The 18,797-nt window shown below is 68.9% G+C and carries 16 protein-coding genes; 6 read left to right on the forward strand and 10 right to left on the reverse strand.

Features of this window, described 5'->3' with window-relative positions; genetic code table 11:
* Positions 1–75: 75 nt before the first annotated feature.
* Entirely contained in the window at positions 76–2,286 is a 2,211-nt protein-coding gene (locus tag ABDC25_RS17025; protein WP_021201732.1) for an AAA family ATPase, read from the reverse strand.
* A 149-nt stretch (positions 2,287–2,435) separates the two neighbouring features.
* Positions 2,436–3,635 (reverse strand): bifunctional phosphopantothenoylcysteine decarboxylase/phosphopantothenate--cysteine ligase CoaBC, encoded by a 1,200-nt coding sequence (gene coaBC / locus ABDC25_RS17030; RefSeq protein ID WP_347123799.1) that lies wholly within the window; start codon positions 3,633–3,635, stop codon positions 2,436–2,438.
* Positions 3,636–3,702: 67 nt separating this feature from the next.
* Between coaBC and ABDC25_RS17035 the strand changes: the two genes are divergently transcribed.
* A complete protein-coding gene (locus ABDC25_RS17035) occupies positions 3,703–4,404 on the forward strand; it encodes an NRDE family protein (RefSeq protein WP_347123801.1) in 702 nt (233 codons plus the stop codon).
* Positions 4,405–4,442: 38 nt separating this feature from the next.
* Here the strand turns inward: ABDC25_RS17035 and ABDC25_RS17040 are convergent, their stop codons facing one another.
* On the reverse strand, positions 4,443–5,417 hold the full coding sequence (locus ABDC25_RS17040; protein ID WP_021201729.1) for a helix-turn-helix domain-containing protein: 975 nt from the start codon (positions 5,415–5,417) through the stop codon (positions 4,443–4,445).
* Between the two features lie 84 nt (positions 5,418–5,501).
* Between ABDC25_RS17040 and ABDC25_RS17045 the strand changes: the two genes are divergently transcribed.
* Together ABDC25_RS17045 and ABDC25_RS17050 are read left to right on the forward strand one after the other, a co-directional pair.
* On the forward strand, positions 5,502–5,663 hold the full coding sequence (locus ABDC25_RS17045) for a hypothetical protein (RefSeq protein WP_168441017.1): 162 nt from the start codon (positions 5,502–5,504) through the stop codon (positions 5,661–5,663).
* A gap of 43 nt (positions 5,664–5,706) precedes the next feature.
* Entirely contained in the window at positions 5,707–6,297 is a 591-nt protein-coding gene (locus ABDC25_RS17050; protein WP_029259323.1) for a hypothetical protein, read from the forward strand.
* A gap of 48 nt (positions 6,298–6,345) precedes the next feature.
* Here ABDC25_RS17050 and ABDC25_RS17055 read toward each other — a convergent pair whose 3' ends face one another.
* Together ABDC25_RS17055 and ABDC25_RS17060 are read right to left on the reverse strand one after the other, a co-directional pair.
* The gene (locus tag ABDC25_RS17055; protein ID WP_167255280.1) at positions 6,346–7,575 is read right to left on the reverse strand and encodes a glycosyltransferase; all 1,230 of its coding nucleotides are present in this window, start codon (positions 7,573–7,575) and stop codon (positions 6,346–6,348) included.
* Positions 7,576–7,580: 5 nt separating this feature from the next.
* Positions 7,581–8,813 carry a glycosyltransferase gene (locus ABDC25_RS17060; protein WP_021201726.1) on the reverse strand — a complete coding sequence of 411 codons (1,233 nt, stop codon included), beginning with the start codon at positions 8,811–8,813 and terminating at the stop codon, positions 7,581–7,583.
* Between the two features lie 125 nt (positions 8,814–8,938).
* Here ABDC25_RS17060 and ABDC25_RS17065 point away from each other — a divergent pair, with 125 nt between their 5' ends.
* A complete protein-coding gene (locus tag ABDC25_RS17065) occupies positions 8,939–9,526 on the forward strand; it encodes a hypothetical protein (RefSeq protein WP_029259326.1) in 588 nt (195 codons plus the stop codon).
* A gap of 18 nt (positions 9,527–9,544) precedes the next feature.
* On the opposite strand, the gene ABDC25_RS17070 is transcribed toward ABDC25_RS17065, so the two are convergent.
* Entirely contained in the window at positions 9,545–9,913 is a 369-nt protein-coding gene (locus tag ABDC25_RS17070; RefSeq protein WP_029259327.1) for a VOC family protein, read from the reverse strand.
* A 53-nt stretch (positions 9,914–9,966) separates the two neighbouring features.
* Between ABDC25_RS17070 and ABDC25_RS17075 the strand changes: the two genes are divergently transcribed.
* Entirely contained in the window at positions 9,967–11,049 is a 1,083-nt protein-coding gene (locus ABDC25_RS17075) for an SEC-C domain-containing protein (RefSeq protein ID WP_167255278.1), read from the forward strand.
* 63 nt (positions 11,050–11,112) lie between these two features.
* Here the strand turns inward: ABDC25_RS17075 and ABDC25_RS17080 are convergent, their stop codons facing one another.
* From ABDC25_RS17080 to ABDC25_RS17090, 3 genes are all read right to left on the reverse strand, one after another.
* Complete coding sequence (locus ABDC25_RS17080) at positions 11,113–11,523, reverse strand: MmcQ/YjbR family DNA-binding protein (RefSeq protein ID WP_347123805.1); 411 nt, start codon at positions 11,521–11,523, stop codon at positions 11,113–11,115.
* A 110-nt stretch (positions 11,524–11,633) separates the two neighbouring features.
* Positions 11,634–14,654 (reverse strand): glycoside hydrolase family 38 C-terminal domain-containing protein, encoded by a 3,021-nt coding sequence (locus ABDC25_RS17085; protein WP_167255276.1) that lies wholly within the window; start codon positions 14,652–14,654, stop codon positions 11,634–11,636.
* Positions 14,647–16,236: a family 20 glycosylhydrolase gene (locus tag ABDC25_RS17090; RefSeq protein WP_021201720.1), complete on the reverse strand. Its 1,590-nt coding sequence runs from the start codon at positions 16,234–16,236 to the stop codon at positions 14,647–14,649. The genes ABDC25_RS17085 and ABDC25_RS17090 overlap by 8 nt, the downstream gene beginning before the upstream one ends.
* 159 nt (positions 16,237–16,395) lie before the next feature.
* On the opposite strand from ABDC25_RS17090, the gene ABDC25_RS17095 reads away from it, so the two are divergent.
* The gene (locus ABDC25_RS17095) at positions 16,396–17,427 is read left to right on the forward strand and encodes a LacI family DNA-binding transcriptional regulator (protein ID WP_021201719.1); all 1,032 of its coding nucleotides are present in this window, start codon (positions 16,396–16,398) and stop codon (positions 17,425–17,427) included.
* A gap of 7 nt (positions 17,428–17,434) precedes the next feature.
* Here ABDC25_RS17095 and ABDC25_RS17100 read toward each other — a convergent pair whose 3' ends face one another.
* Positions 17,435–18,745: a glycosyl hydrolase gene (locus ABDC25_RS17100; RefSeq protein WP_347123809.1), complete on the reverse strand. Its 1,311-nt coding sequence runs from the start codon at positions 18,743–18,745 to the stop codon at positions 17,435–17,437.
* Positions 18,746–18,797: the final 52 nt, after the last annotated feature.

Raw genomic sequence — 18,797 nt, forward strand, 5'->3', positions numbered from 1 at the left:
GGCCCGTGGATCATCCACGAGCCCCTCTGCTGTGCGTCTCAGCTCAGCCCTTGAGCAGCTCAGTCCTCGAGCAGCTCAGTCCTCGAGCAGTTCGGCCTCGATCACGTCGTCTTCCTCCGGCTCGGGGTCGGGCGTCGTCGAGGTGAGCACGAGGCCCGCCCCGTCGGCGGCCACGTCGACCCGCACGGTGTCGCCGTCGTGCACGTTGCCCGAGAGCAGCGCGGTGGCGAGCTTGTTCTGCACCTCGCTCTGGATGAGGCGGCGCAGCGGTCGCGCACCGAACATGGGGTCGTACCCGCGCTCGGCGAGCCAGGCCCGCGCATCGGGGGTGACGGCGAGTGTGAGGCGACGGTCGCGCAGCCGGTCGTGCAGCTGGTCGACCGAGAGCTCCACGATCTGGGCGAGGTCGTCCTCGCTCAGGGCCGAGAACATCACGATGTCGTCGAGTCGGTTCAGGAATTCCGGACGGAATGCCTGCCGCACGAGGGCCATGACCTGATCGCGCTTCTCATCGGGTGCGAGCACCGGGTCGATGAGGATCGGCGATCCCAGGTTCGACGTGAGGATCAGGATCACATTCGAGAAGTCGACCGTGCGCCCCTGACCGTCGGTCAGGCGACCGTCGTCGAGCACCTGCAGCAGCACGTCGAACACCTCGGGGTGGGCCTTCTCGACCTCGTCGAGCAGGATCACGCTGTACGGGCGGCGTCGCACAGCCTCGGTCAGCTGACCACCCTGCTCGTATCCGATGTATCCGGGAGGGGCACCGACGAGTCGCGAGACCGAGTGCTTCTCGCCGTACTCCGACATGTCGATGCGCACCATGGCGTGCTCGTCGTCGAAGAGGAACTCGGCCAGCGCCTTGGCCAGCTCGGTCTTTCCGACACCGGTGGGGCCGAGGAACAGGAACGATCCGGTCGGCCGACCGGGGTCGCTGATACCCGCACGCGAACGGCGCACGGCATCCGATACGGCCTTCACGGCGTCCTTCTGACCGATCAGGCGCTTGCCGAGCTCCTGCTCCAGGTGCAGCAGCTTCTCGCTCTCGCCCTGCAGCAGACGCCCGACAGGGATACCCGTCCACGCGGCGATCACGGCGGCGATGTCCTCGTCGGTGACCTGTTCGTTGACCATGCGGGGTTCCGCCGGCGTCGCGGCCTCGGCCTGCTCGGCCTCGGCGATGTCGCGCTCCAGACGCTTGATGGTCTCGTACTCCAGCTTCGAGGCCTTCGTGTAGTCGGCGTTGCGCATGGCGAGGTCACGCTGGGTGATCGCGTCGTCGAGCTGCTTCTTCAGCTCACCGACCCGGTTCAGCCCCTGCCGCTCGCGCGCCCACCGGGCCTCGAGCTCGGCGAGCTGCTTCTCCATGCCGACGAGTTGCTCGCGCAGGGCACTCAGACGCTCCTTGGAGGCGGCGTCCTTCTCCCGCTTGAGCGCGAGCTCTTCGAGCTTCATGCGGTCGACCTGGCGCTTGAGCTGATCGATCTCGACCGGAGACGAGTCGATCTCCATCTTCAGCCGCGACATCGACTCGTCGATCAGGTCGATCGCCTTGTCCGGAAGCTGGCGCGCGGGAAGATAGCGGCTCGAGAGCGCGGCGGCGGCGACGAGGGCGCTGTCGGAGATCGTGACCCCGTGGTGGGCCTCGTAGCGACCCTTGAGTCCACGGAGGATCGCGATCGTGTCCTCGACCGAGGGCTCTCCGACGTAGACCTGCTGGAAGCGGCGCTCCAGTGCGGCGTCCTTCTCGATGAACTCGCGATACTCGTTGAGAGTGGTCGCGCCGATCAGGCGCAGTTCACCGCGGGCCAGCATGGGCTTGAGCATGTTGGAGGCCGCGACCGACCCCTCCCCACCGCCGGCACCCATCAGCACGTGCAGCTCGTCGATGAACGTGATGACCTGTCCGTCGGACTCGGTGATCTCCTTGAGCACCTGCTTCAGCCGCTCCTCGAACTGCCCGCGGTACATCGCGCCGGCCACGAGGGCGGAGATGTCGAGGGTGACCAGCTCCTTGTCCTTGAGGGACTCGGCGACATCGCCCGCGACGATGCGCTGGGCGAGTCCTTCGACGACGGCGGTCTTGCCGACGCCCGGCTCACCGATCAGCACGGGGTTGTTCTTCGTGCGGCGGGTGAGCACCTGACTGACGCGACGGATCTCGCTGTCTCGTCCGATCACGGGGTCGAGCTTGCCCTCGCGGGCGCGGTCGGTCAGGTTGATGCCGAACTGCTCGAGGGCGGACTGCTGCTCTTGGTTCTGGTTGCCGGTCTGCGGGGTGGTCATGCGCTCCTCCTTGGAGATGCTCCTTCTGGTCGTCTCCCGCCTGCCGGATCGGGAGGCGGGATCAAAGTTGAGTTGTGTTGACTCAAGTTTAGCACTCGCCGAGATTCTCCTCCAGTCCGTTCCCCCGCCCGCCGTCGCCGATCCTGCGCTCAGCGCTCGCGCCGGACGGCATCCCAGATCGCCGCCGCGACGGCGCGCTTGGACCCCGATGCCACCCCGGCGTCGACACCACCCGGCCCGAGGATGTGCACCGCGTTCTCGGCGGACTCGAACCCGCGCTCCCAGCCGACCTCGTTCACCACCAGCAGGTCGACGCCCTTGCGCCGCTGCTTGCCGCGCGCGCGGGCGAGCAGTTCGGCTTCGTCCTCCGGGGTCTCCGCGGCGAAACCGACGACGAACTGCCCCGGTCGGCGTGACGAGGCGAGTGCCGCGACGATGTCCTCGTTCTCGACCAGCTCGATGGCCGGAATCCCGCCGCCCTCCTTGGTGAGCTTGCGTTCCGACACCTCGACCGGGCGGTAGTCCGCGACCGCCGCGGCCATGACGACCACGTCGGCGTCGGCGGATTCCCGCTTCATCGCCGCGGAGAGCTCCGCCGCCGCGCCGACCGGCACGATGCGGATCGACGGATGCCGCACCTCGGCGAGCACATCGCCCGAGATGTTGGCCGAGACCAGGGTGACCTCGGCGCCGCGCGCGGCGGCTTCGGCCGCGAGAGCCGCGCCCTGCCGACCACTGGAGCGGTTGCCCAGGAAGCGCACGGGGTCGATCGGCTCCCGTGTGCCGCCGGCCGACACCACGACCCGCACCCCGGCGAGGTCACCGGGGGCCAGCAGCGCCTGCGCCGCGGCGAAGATGTCCTCCGGCTCCGACATGCGGCCGGGTCCACTGTCACCGCCAGCGAGCTCTCCGTCGGCCGGGCCGACGATGTGGACGCCGCGCTCACGCAGCGTGGCGATGTTCGCCTGTGTCGCGCGATTCCGCCACATCTCCGCGTGCATCGCCGGAGCGATCAGCACCGGGGCCTCGGTGGCGAGCAGCGTGGTGCCCAGCAGGTCGTCGGCGAGGCCCGCGGTGATCTTCGCGAGGGAGTTCGCGGTCGCGGGTGCCACGATCACCAGCTCGGCGGCTTGACCGAGAGCCACGTGCCGCACCTTCGCCACATCCTCGTGCACGCTCGTGGTGACCGGGTGCCGACTAATCGCCTCCCATGTGGGCAATCCCACGAAGCGCAACGCATCCTCGGTGGGCACCACGGTCACGTCGTGCCCACCCTTCGTGAGCAGGCGCACGAGGTGCACCGTCTTGTACGCGGCGATGCCGCCCGTGACTCCGACGACGATGTTCACGTCTCGATTCTGCCCCAGCATCCGCCGCCATGGGCCGACACCTCATCCCCGACCTAGACTGGGGTCCGTGTGCACGGTCGTGATCGATGTCGAGAATGCCGGATCCGCACGTCTTCTCGCGGTCCGCGATGAAGACCCGCTACGCGCATGGGACTCGCTCGGAGCCTGGTGGCCGGAGGACTACCCCGGCGTGGTCGGGATCCGCGATCGCCGCGCCGGTGGCGCCTGGCTCGCCGCGAACCCCGCCGAACGTCGACTCGCCGTGCTGCTGAACCGCGCCGACGTGGGCGGCCTTCCCGATGCGCGCGCCGTCTCTCGTGGCGCTCTCGCGCTGGAATCGGCGAGCGGTCGCTCCCCCGTCGCCCCGCTGGCCATGCACGGCTTCAACCTTCTCGAGGTGCGCCCCGAGGGTGCACGGGTGCTGTCGTGGGACGGTGTCGAGCTGCGCGAGACGACCATCGATCCCGGCACGCACATGATCGCGCATGACGACCTCGACGACGCGACGACCCCGCGCATCGAGGCCTGGCTGCCGGAGTTCCGCGCCCTGGGACCGACGGCGGACAGCGACGACTGGACGGCGGAGTGGACCGCTCTGCTCGCCTCCTCGACCGCGCTGCCCGCGGAGGATGACCGGGCGATCATCCGCGACAACCGTCCTCATGGCTACCCCACGCAGTCGCTGCTGTACTGCATCGCCACGGTGACCCCCGGCGGCGTCGAGGTGAACGACGTCGCGCTCCCCTCGCCGGCCCACTGGACCGAGTAGCGGACCGAGTAGCGGACCGGCCGAGGAGCCGATGTCGCTCAGGCCGCGGGAACCGCCGAATCCTCGGCACAGGAGAACCGCGCGCGATAGGCCGTGGGGGTGAGGCCGAGCACCCGGGCGAAGTTCTGCCGCAGCACGGCCGCCGAGCCGAACCCGCATTCGTCGGCGATGTGCTCGAGCGGCAGGTCGGTGCGCTCCAGCATCCGCTGCGCATGGATGATGCGCTGACGCGCCAACCAGGCCGCGGGTGTCGCGCCGTACTCGGCCTTGAACCGACGGGCGAAGGTGCGCGGTGACATCAGGGCCTTTGCCGCCAGCTGATCGACGCCGAGGTCGTCACGCAGGTGCTCGACCGCCCAGTCGGCGACGGCCGCGAGCGAGTCGGTGGGAACCACGGGGATCGGGCGATCGATGAACTGCGCCTGCCCGCCGTCGCGCTGCGGCGGCACGACCATGCGGCGGGCGATGCGGTTGGTGAGCTCCGCTCCCACCTCCTGCCGCAGCAGGTGCAGGCACGCGTCGATCCCGGCGGCCGTGCCCGCGCTCGTGATGATCTTGCCGTCCTGCACGAACAGCACGTCGGGGTCGATGTCGATCTGCGGGTACATGTCGGCCATGACGTGCGCGTACATCCAGTGCGTGGTGGCGCGCCGACCGTCGAGCACTCCTGCGGCGGCGAGGATGAACGACCCGCTGCACACGCTCATCACCCAGGCGTCGCGTGCCACCGCGTGACGGGCGAGGTCGAGCAGGAGCGGATCGATGTCGCCCCACCTCTCCCGAGGGAGCGGGCAGAACACGACGAGGTCGGCGTCGTAGGCGAAGGTCAGATCGTGCTCGACGTTGACCGAGAAGCCGATCTTCGAGGTCACGACACCGGCACGGGGAGCGACGATGCGGAAGTCGAAGTTCGGCACGCCGTCGTCGGCGCGGTCGAGGCCGAATGCCTCGCAGGCCACGCCGAACTCGAAGGGCGCGAACCCGTCCTGGATGACGCAGGCGACCGTCTTCATACTCACTCCTGTTGGCAGTTTTCCGACGTTCATAGTCTATTCTGCCACTCGTGGCTGTTCGACATCGAACGTAGCGTTTCTGCCATGGTACTCCTCATCGCACTCCTCCTCCTCGCTGCGTGGGCCACCGTCGCCACCATCATCGAACTGCGCCGGGACGGCTACCGACGCACCCCCACCGATTGGACGCGCGTCGCCGGCCGCGACGTCGGCCACCAGGCCGAGTCCGGGCACGTCTATCGCTGATCGCCTGCCGCCGATCCTCGCAGCGGCGGCTACGCTCGTCGTCATGAGCGAGCCTCAGCAGCCTCCCGTCCCGACCGCGCATCTGCCCGCCGCACCGCAGTATCCGGCCGCAGCGCAGTATCCGGCCACGCCGCAGCGCTCGACCCCGCCGCCTCCGTCTCCTGCACCCGCGCCCGACGGCTCACCTCCCTCCTCGACGGCTTCCTCGACGCCCTATCCACCGTCGTCTCCGACGGCGTATCCGGCGCCCACTCCCGGATGGCAGGCGTACGCACCGGCGCATCCCGCGTTCCCCGGCCAGGCGATACCCCCGGCGCAGGCCCGCACCGGCAACCCGCTCGCGGTCGCGGCGTTCGTGATCGCGGTGGCCACTCTCGCGGTCAACCTGTTCAGCTCCGTCGCCCGGCCGTTCGTCTACGGCGGTGATGGCGGATTCGCGTTCATGCTCGCGTTCGACAACGGCATCGGAATCCTCAGCTTCTTCGCCTACGTCGTCGCCCTCGTGCTGGGGTTGATCGCGGTGCGCCGGCCCACGAATCGGCTGCTCACGGGCATCGCCGTCGGCATCGCGGGGGCCGGTGCCATCGGGATCGCCGTCACCGGACTGACGATCGCCCTGTACCAGTACCTCTGAGACGGCGCCTACCTCTGAGCCAGGGCCTACCTCTGAGCCAGCGCCGGTTCAGCTGTCGGCGCGAACCCTCCGGTAGACCTCGACCATCGCCGCCGTGCGCGACGACTGCCGGAAGGCTTCGGCCACTTCGGGGAGCGGGGCGGGTGCGGTGCCCGCGGCGATATCGGATGCGGCCTGCCGCAGCGTCTCGGCGAGTGCTGCCGTGCGCTGGGCTTCGAGGTCTCGTCCGCTCGCCGACTCCTCGGCATCCGGAACGGCCCAGAGTCCGCCGCCGAGCTCCGCCGCGATGTCGGGGTCGCAGATCACCGACGGGGTTCCGAGCGTCGCCGCCTCGAACGGGGTCATGCCCTGGGTCTCGAAGCCGATCGACGTCTGCACGAGGGCATCGGCCGCGGCGATCCGCGCCAGCGTCTGCGGGTAGGTCAACCGGCCGGCGAATCGGATGCCCCCACGCCCGCGCACGATCTTCTCTGCCGCGGAACGCTGCGCTCCGCCGCCGATGATCTCGAGATCCGCATCGATGCCGGAGGCGATGAACGCTTCCAGGAACGGGAGCAGTCGCTTCTCGGGGCTCATCCGGCCGAGCCACACGAAGCGCGGGCGTCCCGGCGTGCGGTCTGCGGGCCCGGCGTTGAGCGTCTGCGCGCGGAGGTCGTCGTCGATGCCGTTCCAGATCACGTCCACGTGCGGGAAGACACCGTGCTGTTCGAGGCGGCGGGCGAAGTGCGTCGAGGGCGCGGTGACGGCGGATGCTCCGGCGGCGAGTCCTCGCAGGAACGCCCAGCCGTCGGTGCCGGGCACGGGGACTCCGATGCCGCGCATCGCGATCCGGCGCCAGATGTTCAGCGCCGCCAGCACCGGCCCGTGCAGCGGGGTGACGGCGGCGATGCCGACGTCGACGCGGTTGTGCATGGTGTGCACGACCGGGATGCCGTGGCGCTGCGCGTAACGGTGCCCGATGAACGCGCCCCAGAAGTCGGCCTGCACGTGCACCAGATCCACCGCGGGACGATGGGTCATGGCTTTGTCGAGGAAGCGGTCGCTCCCACGCCCCGGCCAGCTCATCGCGTACTCGCGATCCGTCGTGATCGGCATCGACGGCAGGTCGATGTACGCGCCGCCGTGCGAGCCGGATGAATGGCTCGACCCGTGCATCTTCGGGGCGACCACCGTGACGATGTGACCGGCACGCTCGAGGAACTCCCGCTGGAGCCGCATCGACACCTGCGCACCGCCGAGCGAGTCGAGGTGCTGGTCGCCGAAGAAGACGATGTGCATGCGTGCTACTCCGGCAGCGGCTCGTCGCGATACAGCGCCTCGAAGGTGTCGAGGGTGCGGTTGATGTCGTGGATGGCGACGCCGTCGAGCGATGCCTGCTGCATCCGCTGGTATTCCGCGGGCTCCGCCGTGAGCACGTCGGTGAGGCGCGCGGCGAGCGCATCGACGTTGCCCGGCTCGAACAGGTATCCGTTCTCACCGTGGTGCACGAGGTGCGGAAGGGCGACGGCGTCCGCGGCGACGATCGGCAGAGCCGAGGCCATGGCCTCCATCGTCGCGATGGACTGCAGCTCGGCGATCGAGGCGATCACGAACAGGCTCGCGCGCGACAGCAGGGCGCGGAGCTCTTCATCGCTCGTCCGTCCGTGGAAGGTCACACGGTCGGCGAGTCCGAGCTGCGCGGTCAGGTGCTCCAGCTGCTTGCGCTGATCGCCGCCGCCCACGATGTCGAACGTCGTCTCCAGCGCCGGGTCGAGTTTCGTCATCGCCTTGAGGATGACCTCGACCTGCTTCTCGGCGGTGAGCCTGCCGACGAAGATGATCCGGTTCTCGTCGCGCGGGGCGATCACCGGCGTGTACTGCGTGCGGTCGATGCCGCAGCTGACCGGGATCACACCCTTCACCTCGACGGTCTTCTCGAGGAAGTCGGCGGCGCGACGGGTGGGAGTGGTGATCGCGCGGGTCATGTCGAAGGTGCGCTTCGCATCGGCCCAGGCGAACTTGAGGACCAGGTCGTCGATGAACTTCGGCATGGTCGTGTGGTCGAGGATGTTCTCGGCCATGACGTGGTTCGTGGCGATGACCGGGATCCCGCGCTCGTGCGCGATGTACGCGAGACCGCGGCCGATCACGATGTGCGACTGGATGTGCACGACGTCGGGCTGCACATGGTCGAGGACCTTGCGGGCGTAGTGCTTCGAGCGCCACGGCCACACGAAGCGCAGCCAGTCGTGCGGCGCCCAGCGCAACGACGGCAGACGGTGCAGCGTCATCGGCTCGCCCTCGATCACCTCGGTGTGCGGCTGCGCACGGCGATAGGCCTGGTTGGGGGCGACGACATGCACGTCGTGGCCACGCTGCACGAGGCCGGCGGCGAGACGCTCGGCGAACCGGGCGGCGCCGTTGATGTCGGGCGCGAACGTGTCGCAGCCGATCACGATCTTCAATGGTCGGGGCGCGGGTTCGGCGGCGGGGCCGCTCGACGGATCGATCGGATCGTCGGAGGAGGTCACAGACATGCTGCCTTACGATGTGGCGGCCAAGGGAAAGCCCTGGTCGGGCGCTGGCCACTCTACCCGAGGGCCCTGTTCGCGCGGCCGAGGCGTACCGGGCATCCCTCAGGTGCAGCCGATACCGTGGAGCCATGCGACTGACTGCCGACGCCGATCCCCAGCTGTGGATTCCCGTGACGGACTCGCTCGGCTGGAAGGGCCGCCGCCACCGCAAGGCCGCGATCCGGATGCTGCTCGGTCAGGTCAATGCGGCCGTGGGGGCGACGGAGCGGCCGGGCTCGAAGTTCGGCGCGTGGGCGATGAGCCAGGCGGCGCCGATGCTCATGAAGCGGGCAGACGGACGCGTGCTGGTGTGGACGTGGAAGGCCGAGCCGGAGCTTGTCGTGGCGATGGCGACCGCACAGGTCCTGACGCCGGATGTGCGCATCGCGCGGGCCTCGATGCCGATGGACTACGACGACACGGAGTCGTTCCCCACCCGGCTCGGCGTGGGCGAGAAGCTGCTGGTACCGATGCCGCCGTCGCCGGCGTCGCCGCCGTTCGCGACGTACACCTGGGACACCGGGACCCACCTGGTGACCCTGACCGCGGTGTGCAGCGACAAGGAACGGTTCGGCACGCTGATCGGCGCGCTCGACGATCTGGCGCGCAGCCTCCGCATCGCGGACGACCTCACCGGCGGCGAATCGCCCGACGTGCTGCGCCTCGATCCGGCCTGAGCGCGGAAGCGGCTCGGTTCAAGACGATTCCGCCGGTGGTTGCCACAGCTCGATCGCGAGACCTTCGGGATCGTGGATGCGGGCGAACGTCCCGTACTCCTCGGTGTTCCACTCGTCTCGGCGCTCCACCGGGATGCCCTCGGATTCCAGCCTCACGGCGAGCTGTTCGATGTCGGTGACGCGCAGGTTCAGCATGAACTGCTGGTCGGCGGCGAAGTAGTCGCTGTCGGCGGGGAACGGCGCGAAGACGGTCATCCCCGCGTCCTGCTGCCAGGTGCCGGTGTGACCGGCGCTGATGCCGAGATGCTGCTGATACCACGTGGCCCGTGCCTCCGGATCCCTGCTGCGAAAGAAGAGGCCGCCGATCCCCGTCACGTCTGAAGTCATGCTCCCGTTCTAGCGCATCACTGCCACGTCGATGCTATGGAAACATTGCCGACGTGGGAAATGCATCGAGGAGACGGGAGCAGAGACAGCCGAGAGCCGTGTCTGGTGCGATTCGCCCCACGCGAAGCCGCGAGGCCATCATCGAAGGGCCTCGCTCGTCGCTCATCGTCGGGAGTGACCTCAGAGCTGAAGTCGTTCAGCCATGCGGACTGTGCCGAACGGTCAAGCCGTTGGTCCTGGGGCACGTCACGCCGAAGTGGGCAGCCCGCTGGGCGAAGAACGAAGGCGGGCTGCTCGGCGTCTACAACTCTCGCGGCGTCGTCACGAAACGACAGGACTTCATCAAGAGCTACCTGTTCTGCCGGGAGTGTGACCAGCGGTTGGGAGATGCCGAGCGCTACCTCTCCACCCTGACCAGCGGCACAACCCCAGCGCTCACATCCATCTCTGTCACGGCGTCGCCGTCCGACGGCGACGTCCTTTTGGCTGGTGTCGACACGACGCTTGTGAAGAGGGCGCTTGCGGGGATCGTCTTGAAGGCACATCTCTCACCAGCGACGCTCTACTCCCGAAACTCGCTCTCACGCGGCGAGACCAATGAGCTGGTGAAGATGATCGTGTCCGACGTCTACCCTGCGAGCCGACTCGCCGTGGAGGGCTATCGGCTCGCCAACACGGTCATACCGGATGTCAACCCACGGGCACAGGCCAACATCGTCCAGTTCCGGGGATTCGGGGGTTGCCTCTCACATATCGTTCTGGCCGGGTGGCATTTCACGGCGTTCCTGGGACCTGCGGCGCGGTGGATCGAGGACACCGCACAGGTCCTGGGTGAATCCGCCGCCTGGCACCTCGGCATGGACACGTATTGGCGTACCGGCATGAATGAGTGGATCGATGAGAACGACGACACACTCTCGTCGGGAGACATGGTCCCCGATCGACCGATCGAGGATCAGGAAGATTGCCCGTGCGGTTCGGGCCTTCCATTCGCCGACTGCTGCTCAGGAATCTGGCTCCCGTCGGATACTTCGTGGAAGCGCCCCCGGTTAGAGACCATCTCGTCTCGCAGCGGATCGCCGGGGACGCCCGCGGCCGGACATGGTTCCGATCCAGCGAGCTCGACGGGGCTTTGATCGCGAGGGAGCGCCGCGAGCGAGGACCGCGCCGCCTGGCCGACGTCCACGTCCGCGCCTCTCTCATTCCAGCCCGCGCTCCGCGAGCCACTTCTTCGCGACGCGGGAGGGCGCCCGCACCAGCCAGGCGTCGGTGATGATTTCCTCGATCCGGGCGCGGTCGACGGCGTCGAGACGCACGAGCAATCCGGGGTATCCGTCGAAGTGGGGGATGGTGAAGAGCACGTTGGGTTCTGCGGCGAGCAGCGCCTCCTTCTCCTCGAGGTCGGCGACGCGCACCGCGAGCACCGTTCCCGCCGGCCACTCACGTCCGAGCTCCGCCAGCTCCCGCAGGTCGGTCGCGCTCGGGCCGCGGAGCCACGCGAACTGTCCGCTCTTCAGCCGCCAGGCAGCCTCACCCGTGTGACCGCTCACCGACTCCTCGGCGCCGGGAAGGGCGAGGGCGAACGCGCGCACATCCTCGATGCTCACCATCTCGCCATCGTCCTCCCGGGCACCGGTCGCCACAACCGGCAGGCACGCGAGATCAGGCCCTTCCGCGGACATTCCGCCTGATCCCGCGCGTGCGCCTGATCACACTTCACTCAGCGCACGATGCGCAGCGTCCGCACCTCGAACGGGCGCAGCCGCAGCTCGCCACCGATCCGCGCCTCGTCGATGTCGTCCTCGATCAGGCTCACCTCGCGCACGTCTCGGTGTGCGAACCCGACCGACAGCTCACCGACCGCGCGACGGCCGAGCGCCTCGTACACACGCACGATCACATCACCCGAGCCGTCGTCCGCCAGCTTGACGGCCGACACGACGATCCCCTCGCCCTGCACGGAGACGAGCGGTTCTACCTCCCGCTCACCGCGCACGATCGACGGGAGGGTGTTGATCCGGATGCCCTCGGCCGTGGCGATCGCGGCATCCGCGCCGATCACGAAGCCGACCTCGATCTCGTGGACGCCGTGGTCGGTGTCGGGGTCGGGGAACCGCGGCGCCCGCAGCAACGAGAGCCGCACCGTCGTGGTCACGGCATCGTCCGAGACCTCGCGCGACGTGTCGTAGCCGTAGATCGAGTCGTTCACGAGGGCGGCGCCGAAGTCCTGCTCGCGCACGAGCACGAAACGGTGCATCGACGTCTCGAACTTCGCGGCCTCCCAGCTGGTGTTGGTGTGCGTCACGCGCGACTGGAACCCGAACTGGGTCTCGGCCTCGGTGTGCGCGGCCTGGATGTCGAGCGGGAAGGCGAGCTTGAGCAGCTTCTCGGTCTCGTGCCAGTCGACCTCGTTGCGCAGCAGCACGGTGCGCGAATCCGGAGCGAGGAGCATCGTCTGGGTGATCGTCGACTCCGAGAACGCACGGACGACCACGATCTGCGCGACGCCGTTCACGACCGAGGCCTCGATCGACGAGACCCCGGTGAGGTCGTCGACGCTGTTGCGGTAGTACCGATCGATGTCCCACGCGTCCCACATGTTCGGGAAGTCCTGGTGCAGCTGGAACAGGTTCGCGGCCTTACCCGGCGCGACGGCGTCACGCCCGGAGGCCTTGTCGACCGCCGAGACGATGAGTCCCTCGGCCGAGACGAGCACCGACACGAGCTCGTTCTCCAGGCGCCAGCCGCCATTCTCTTCCGTGAGCGACACCGGTGCTGCCGTGGGCTCGGCGACGAACGCCGCCCCGAGCGCGCGGCCGCCCTTCGTGGCATACCCGACGGACGTCGGCTCGAAGCGCAGTGCGCGATCACCGTCGCCGGCGAGCGAGCGGCGGGCGGCATCGGCGATGTCGCGCGCGTCCGACAGCACATCCGACAGCACCGCGACGGCCTCGCGGTGCACCCACGCGATCGAGGTGCCGGGCAGGATGTCGTGGAACTCGTGCAGCAGCACGGCCTGCCACAACCGGTCGAACTCGGCCTGCGGGTAGTCGGCGCCGGTGCGCACGGCATCGGTCGCGGCCCACAGCTCGGCCTCGATCAGCGCGTGCTCGGCCCAACGGTGCAGCGCCTTCGTGGCGTGCTGGCTGGTGAGCGTGCCGCGGTGCAGCTCGAGGTACAGTTCGCCGACCCACACGGCCGGATTCGGCAGCTCCGCCTTCGCCGCGTCGAAGAAGACGTCCGGGTGCTCCCACACCACCTGCGCACTGCCCTCGAGGTCGCGCAGGCGCTCGGCCTTGCCTGTCATCTCCCGGGTGGTGCCACCGCCGCCGTCGCCCCAGCCGACCGGAGCGATCGACCGCGAGCTGAGGCGGTTCTCCTTGAACTGGCGCGACGCCTTCGCGACCTCCATGCCGCTCAGCTGCGAGTTGTACGTGTCCATGGAGGGGAAGTGCGTGAACACCTGCGAGCCGTCGATGCCCTCCCAGAGGAACGAGTGGTGTGGGAAGACGTTCTGCTGGTTCCACGAGATCTTCTGCGTGAAGAACCACTCGAAACCGGCACGGCGCATCAGCTGCGGCAGGGCGGGCGAGTAGCCGAAGCTGTCCGGCAGCCAGACCCCCTTCGAGCGGATGCCGAACTCGCGCTCGAAGAACCGCTGCCCGTGCGAGAACTGCCGCACGAGCGATTCGCCGGTCGGCATCACGGTGTCGGACTCGACCCACATGCCGCCCAGCGGCAGGAATCGCCCGGAGGCGACAGCGGCCTTGACCCGCTCCCACACCTCGGGGCGGTGCTCCTTGATCCAGGCGTACTGCTGCGCGCTGGACATGCCGTACTGGAACTCGGGCTGCTCGTCGATGAGCGTCGTCATCGACGAGGTCGTGCGTGCGACCTTTCGGATCGTCTCGCGCACCGGCCACAGCCAGGCCGAGTCGATGTGCGCGTGCCCGACGGCCGAGATGCGGTGCGCACTCGCCTCGGCCCGAGCGGCCAGCACCTCGGCGAGGCGGGCGCGGGCGTCGGGAGCGGTCTGCACGATGTGCTGCAGATCGAGCACGTCGAGGGCATCGTCCATGGCCTGCAGGATGCGCATGCGGCGGGGCGACGTCGCCGGCAGCTCGGCCTGCAGCTCGAACAGCACCTCGAGGTCGAGGGACAGGTCGAAGACCTCCTGCTCGAACACGGCCAGGTCCATCCGCCGCGCGCGGTAGAGCGGCTCCTTCGAGGAGGTGAGGATGTCGCCCTCCTGCGTGGGCAGGAAGGGGTGGTAGTCGAGGAGCACCGGGTTGGACGCGGCCTCGAGGTACAGCTCGACGGGCTCATCTCCCGCAGCCGTCTCGGCGATCGGAACCCACTGGTTGCGCGGATTGATGCTCTTCACGGGAATCGGGTCGCCGTCCGCGCCACCCGGGCGATAGGCCAGGGCCTCGCATTGGAAACCGGTCATGTTCACGTCGAAGCCGAGGTCGATGAGAGCTTCGACACGCCGCCCCGCCCATTCGGACGGCACCAGACCGGTGAGCTTGAACCACGTGGTGCCCCACGCGGGACCCCAGGGAGCGCCGACAGCGCCGGGCGCGTAGTCGAGGGCGAGTCCCTCCGCGGGCGCGATCGGCTCGCCGGGCAGCTCGTGGATCTCGACGTCCAACGGCACGGAGGCCGAGTGGATCGCCGGGCGGATGCGCTCTTCGAGTACGCGCTTGACGCGGCCGACGGTGAGCGAGGTGTCGTCATGCATGGGTGGATCTCCGGGCTCGAAGGTGGGTGGTGGCGGTCGTGTGGCTGGTGGCGGTCGTGTGGCTGGTGGATGCGGTCGTGGTGACGGCAGTCGGGACACCGATCGCCGCATCGATCGCGCAGAAGTCGTCGTGCGAGAGCGAGCTCCCTCCGTTCCAGGCGCGCTCGGCCATGGCGCGAAGTGGTCGACGGATGCCGTCTGCGACCTCGACCGGCGTCTGCGCTGCGGCATCGTCCGACCAGACCGAGAACGACGCTCCGAGGAGCCGCTGCGGATAGGGCGGCCGGATCTCCTGCCGCGCCCCGCCAGGAAGAGACGGAAACAGCCCGGGATGCCAGTCGGCTTCCCAGATGCGCTCGCTCGTCGGGTAGAGGTAGCCCGCCTTCTCTCCGAGGACGTAGTAGAACAGCGCATCGTGGAAGTTCACCAGCGGATTGCCGGCTTCGATGCCCACCCCGAGGGACGGCATCTGCGCATGCCAGTTCGTCCACCAGGTCAGCACGATGTCGTGATCGAGGACGACTTCTCCACTACGCAGCATCCCGTCGTTCCAGACCCGGGGGGCGAGCCCCTTCGCACGGAGATGCACGGCGATCTCGTTCACGAAACCCGTCAGCAGGTCGAAACCGGTGCCGGATGGCCCATGCCGCTCTCGTGCCGCTTCTGCGAGCGCGGGGTACTCGTCGATGCGGGCGAAGTCGACGAACTCGTCTCCGCCGAGGTGCCAGTTCGTGCTGTGCGGGAACACGGCGGCGACGTCGTCGATCAGCGCCGACGCGAAGTCGATGGACTCGGCACGGGTGATGTCGAGCGCATGGTCGGTGCACGGTCCGCCAGCTGCCGGCAGCCGATGCTCCGGGTGCACGGAGAGGGCGTGGCGGAGGTGCCCTGGCATGTCGAGCGAGGGCACGAGGTCGATGTGCAGGTCAGCGGCCGCGTCCGCCACGGCCGCTGCCTCCACGCGGGTGACGTGCGCGGGGGAGACGATCTCGGGGAAGGCTGTCGACCCGATGCGGAAACCCTCGTTGTCGGAGACGTGCCACTGGAACGTCGTGATCCCGACGTCGGCGAGCGCGTGCAGCAGTGCGATGATCCACGAGGCAGCAAAGTAGCGGCGGGCGGCGTCGAGGTGGAAGCCCCGTTCCGCCACCACAGGGACCGATGACACCCGCCCCTTCGGCACCCGCCCCTGCGCGCGCAGGTTGTGCAGCAGCTGTCGCGTCGCCCGGAACGCTCCGGCGGCTCCGGCCGCCCGCACGTCGATGTCGGCGTCGACGTCGATCTCGAACGACTCGCTGTCGCCGGCCGTGTCGCCGTCGCCGTCGGCGTCCCCGCGCCGCAGCCGAATCACCGCGGCCTCGCCGCTCGGGATGCCGAGGGCTGCGAGCTCGCCCGACAGCCGTTCCGCCTCCCGCGCGTACTCGGGCTCCTCGGCGATGACCCGTACGGATGACGGGCGCCAGGCCCCGACCCTGAGCGCGAGGGTCGTCGGCTGCGGGATCGCCAGCCATCGCGCGATCTCCTCACCTCTTGCCGACTGCAGACGAGTGCCCACCTCGGCGAGCGACGTGTCGTCATGCATGGGGGGATCTCCGGGCTCGACGGTGAGGGCTGATTCGGGTCTGCTGGTGATGCGCTGCGACTGATGCTATCTGGTGTACTAAAGCGATCTAGTCGAAGAGTCTAAGGCACGTCGGCGCTTCTTTCCCGAGGCTAAACCGATCAAGTAGGGTGAGGGACTATGAGCCCGGCGAAACGCGTGACGATCGCCGATATCGCGCGCATGGCGGGGGTCTCCCCCGGTGCGGTGTCGTTCGCGCTGAACGGCCGCCCCGGCGTGAGCGACGAGACCAGGCATCGCATCCTCACGATCGTCGAGGAGAACGGCTGGCAGCCGAGCTCCGCGGCGCGGGCACTCGTCGGGGCCCGCGCGAACACGGTCGGATTCGCCCTCGCCCGCCCCGCCCGCTCCCTCGGCTCCGAGGCCTTCTTCACCGACCTGATCGCGGGCATCGAGTCGCGGCTGTCGGAGAGCAAGGTGAGCCTGCAGTTGCGACTGGTCGCCGACATCGCGGAGGAGATGGAGGTGCACCGCCAGTGGCGCTCCTCCAACCAGGTCGACGGCTTCATCTTCATCGACCCCCGCGACGACGACCCGCGCATCGGACGCATCGAGGCCCTCGACGCGCGCGCCGTCATGATCGGGTCCGAGCCCTCCCCCGAAGGCTCGGTGCCGAGCGTCTGGATCGGCGACGACACGGTCGCCGAGACCCTCTTCTCCTACCTCGCCGCCCTCGGCCACGCCCGCATCGCCTACGTGGCCGGTCCGGCCGAACTCGAGCACACCCGACTGCGCGCCGAGGTGCTCGAGCGCATGACCGTCGACGGCCTCGAGGGCGAGGTCATCACGACCGACTTCTCCCCCGCCCGCGCCTCTGCCGTGACGCGGGCGCTGCTGTCGGGCCGGCAGCGTCCGACGGCGATCGTCTACGACAATGACGTGATGGCCGTCGCCGGCCTGCGCGTCGCGCAGGAGATGGGACGCGCGGTTCCGCGCGACGTCTCGCTCGCCTCGTTCGACGACTCGGTGATCGCCGGTCTGATCAACCCCTCGATCACGGCGATGACGCGCGACACCTTCGAGCTCGGCGAACGCGCCGCCACTCTCCTGCTGCAGCAGATCGAGGCGGGAGCCAACCTGCCCAGCGTCGAGGGTCCGACACCCGTGCTCACCGCGCGCGAGAGCACGGCCCCGCCCTCCCGCCTCGGGTGAGCCGCCCTCAGCTCGGAACGACGGTGTTGACCGATCCGTAGGGGTCGACGACATCGGCCGATGCATCGGGACGGATGAGTCGGCGGATCCCCCGCGCATCGAGCGCAGTGGGATCGAGCGCGTCACGGGACGTGATCAGTGCGGGATCGAGGCCGGCGGCACACGCGTCGACCCAGGCCTGGAACACCGCTCCGCCGGGGCTCAGCGCCGCCCGGCTCACGGGAACCTCGCGCTCGTCGACGTCCACGACGATCGCGGTGTCTCTCGCGGGCGCCGCGACCCGTTGCCGCAGCTCGGGGATGATCTCGGCGAGCCGGCGGCCGATGGGTTTCGCCGCACCGTCCTGACCGATCAGACCGAGGGTGTACTCCAACTCGGGGAAGTCGCCGAGGTCACGGCTCACGTCATGCGAGCACCACCACGTGATGCCCCACAGATTCTCGGTGCGCACGGCGGAGCGCACCGTCGCCTCCAGGAAATCCGGCATCTCGTCATCGGCGAGGCAGTTCGAGGGCGCCCCGACCTCCTGCAGCCATACGACGCGGTCGGGGTCGGTCGCGAAGGCGCGGGAGAGCTCGATCAGGTACTCGGCATGGCGATCGGAAGCGACGGAACGGCCACCGTAGCGCTGCGCGGTGCCGTTGAAGATCCAGGAGTGGATCGTGGTCATCGCCCCCAGCCGCGAGGCATGCGCCGGGGCGAAGCCATGGCCGTCCATGTACCAGACGGCGTCGTACTCGCTGTGGACGTGCGGGAGCCCGGGGGCCGCGGTCTCCGCCGCCTGCAGCAGGGCCGAGATCCAGCCGCCGGCCTCGTCCTGCGTGACCGGCCAGGGAGAGGGATGCGTGTGCGCGGAGAACTGGTTCGTCTCGTTGCCGAGCGTCAGCCCGAGGAAGTTCGGAGCGTCGCGCAGACCCCGGGCGAGCCGGTCGACGAGCGCGACCTGGCCTTCGAGCGCCCGTGGATCGGTGAACATGTTCTTGTCGTGCCACGTGTACAGCCACGACGGCACGAAGTCGAAGCTCGACAGGTGCCCCTGGACCACGTCGATACTGGCGTCCATGCCGAACTCGCCGGCGATGTCGACGACGGCGCGCACATCGTCGATCGCCTTCTCGCGGATGAGAGTGCGGTTCGGCTGCAGCACGGTCCACAGCGGGAAGACGCGGACATGGTCGAGGCCGAGCTCGGCGAGGGCCGAGAAGTCGCGGCGCACGTCGTCGGGGGTGAAGTCGAGCCAGGAGTGCATCCAGTTCTTCGACGGCGTGTAGTTCGCCCCGAACCTCAGAGGAGCATCGAGGGCGCCGCGCTGCGTCATGTGTCAGGCCTTTCGGACATGCCCTTCGGCGAGGGCGGATTTCGCACCACTA

This window comes from Microbacterium sp. SY138, assembly GCF_039729145.1.
Classification (GTDB): domain Bacteria; phylum Actinomycetota; class Actinomycetes; order Actinomycetales; family Microbacteriaceae; genus Microbacterium; species Microbacterium maritypicum_A.

What these genes read in the sequence shown, in the direction of transcription:
- ABDC25_RS17050 (WP_029259323.1), top strand. Translation starts at nt 5,707, where the DNA reads ATGAGCGAGCCTCAGCAGCCTCCCGTCCCGACCGCGCATCTGCCCGCC.
- ABDC25_RS17065 (WP_029259326.1), top strand. Translation starts at nt 8,939, where the DNA reads ATGCGACTGACTGCCGACGCCGATCCCCAGCTGTGGATTCCCGTGACG.
- ABDC25_RS17100 (WP_347123809.1), bottom strand. Translation starts at nt 18,745, where the DNA reads ATGACGCAGCGCGGCGCCCTCGATGCTCCTCTGAGGTTCGGGGCGAAC.
- ABDC25_RS17055 (WP_167255280.1), bottom strand. Translation starts at nt 7,575, where the DNA reads ATGCACATCGTCTTCTTCGGCGACCAGCACCTCGACTCGCTCGGCGGT.
- ABDC25_RS17080 (WP_347123805.1), bottom strand. Translation starts at nt 11,523, where the DNA reads ATGGTGAGCATCGAGGATGTGCGCGCGTTCGCCCTCGCCCTTCCCGGC.
- ABDC25_RS17045 (WP_168441017.1), top strand. Translation starts at nt 5,502, where the DNA reads ATGGTACTCCTCATCGCACTCCTCCTCCTCGCTGCGTGGGCCACCGTC.
- ABDC25_RS17025 (WP_021201732.1), bottom strand. Translation starts at nt 2,286, where the DNA reads ATGACCACCCCGCAGACCGGCAACCAGAACCAAGAGCAGCAGTCCGCC.
- ABDC25_RS17085 (WP_167255276.1), bottom strand. Translation starts at nt 14,654, where the DNA reads ATGCATGACGACACCTCGCTCACCGTCGGCCGCGTCAAGCGCGTACTC.
- ABDC25_RS17040 (WP_021201729.1), bottom strand. Translation starts at nt 5,417, where the DNA reads ATGAAGACGGTCGCCTGCGTCATCCAGGACGGGTTCGCGCCCTTCGAG.
- ABDC25_RS17090 (WP_021201720.1), bottom strand. Translation starts at nt 16,236, where the DNA reads ATGCATGACGACACGTCGCTCGCCGAGGTGGGCACTCGTCTGCAGTCG.
- ABDC25_RS17095 (WP_021201719.1), top strand. Translation starts at nt 16,396, where the DNA reads ATGAGCCCGGCGAAACGCGTGACGATCGCCGATATCGCGCGCATGGCG.
- ABDC25_RS17070 (WP_029259327.1), bottom strand. Translation starts at nt 9,913, where the DNA reads ATGACTTCAGACGTGACGGGGATCGGCGGCCTCTTCTTTCGCAGCAGG.
- ABDC25_RS17060 (WP_021201726.1), bottom strand. Translation starts at nt 8,813, where the DNA reads ATGTCTGTGACCTCCTCCGACGATCCGATCGATCCGTCGAGCGGCCCC.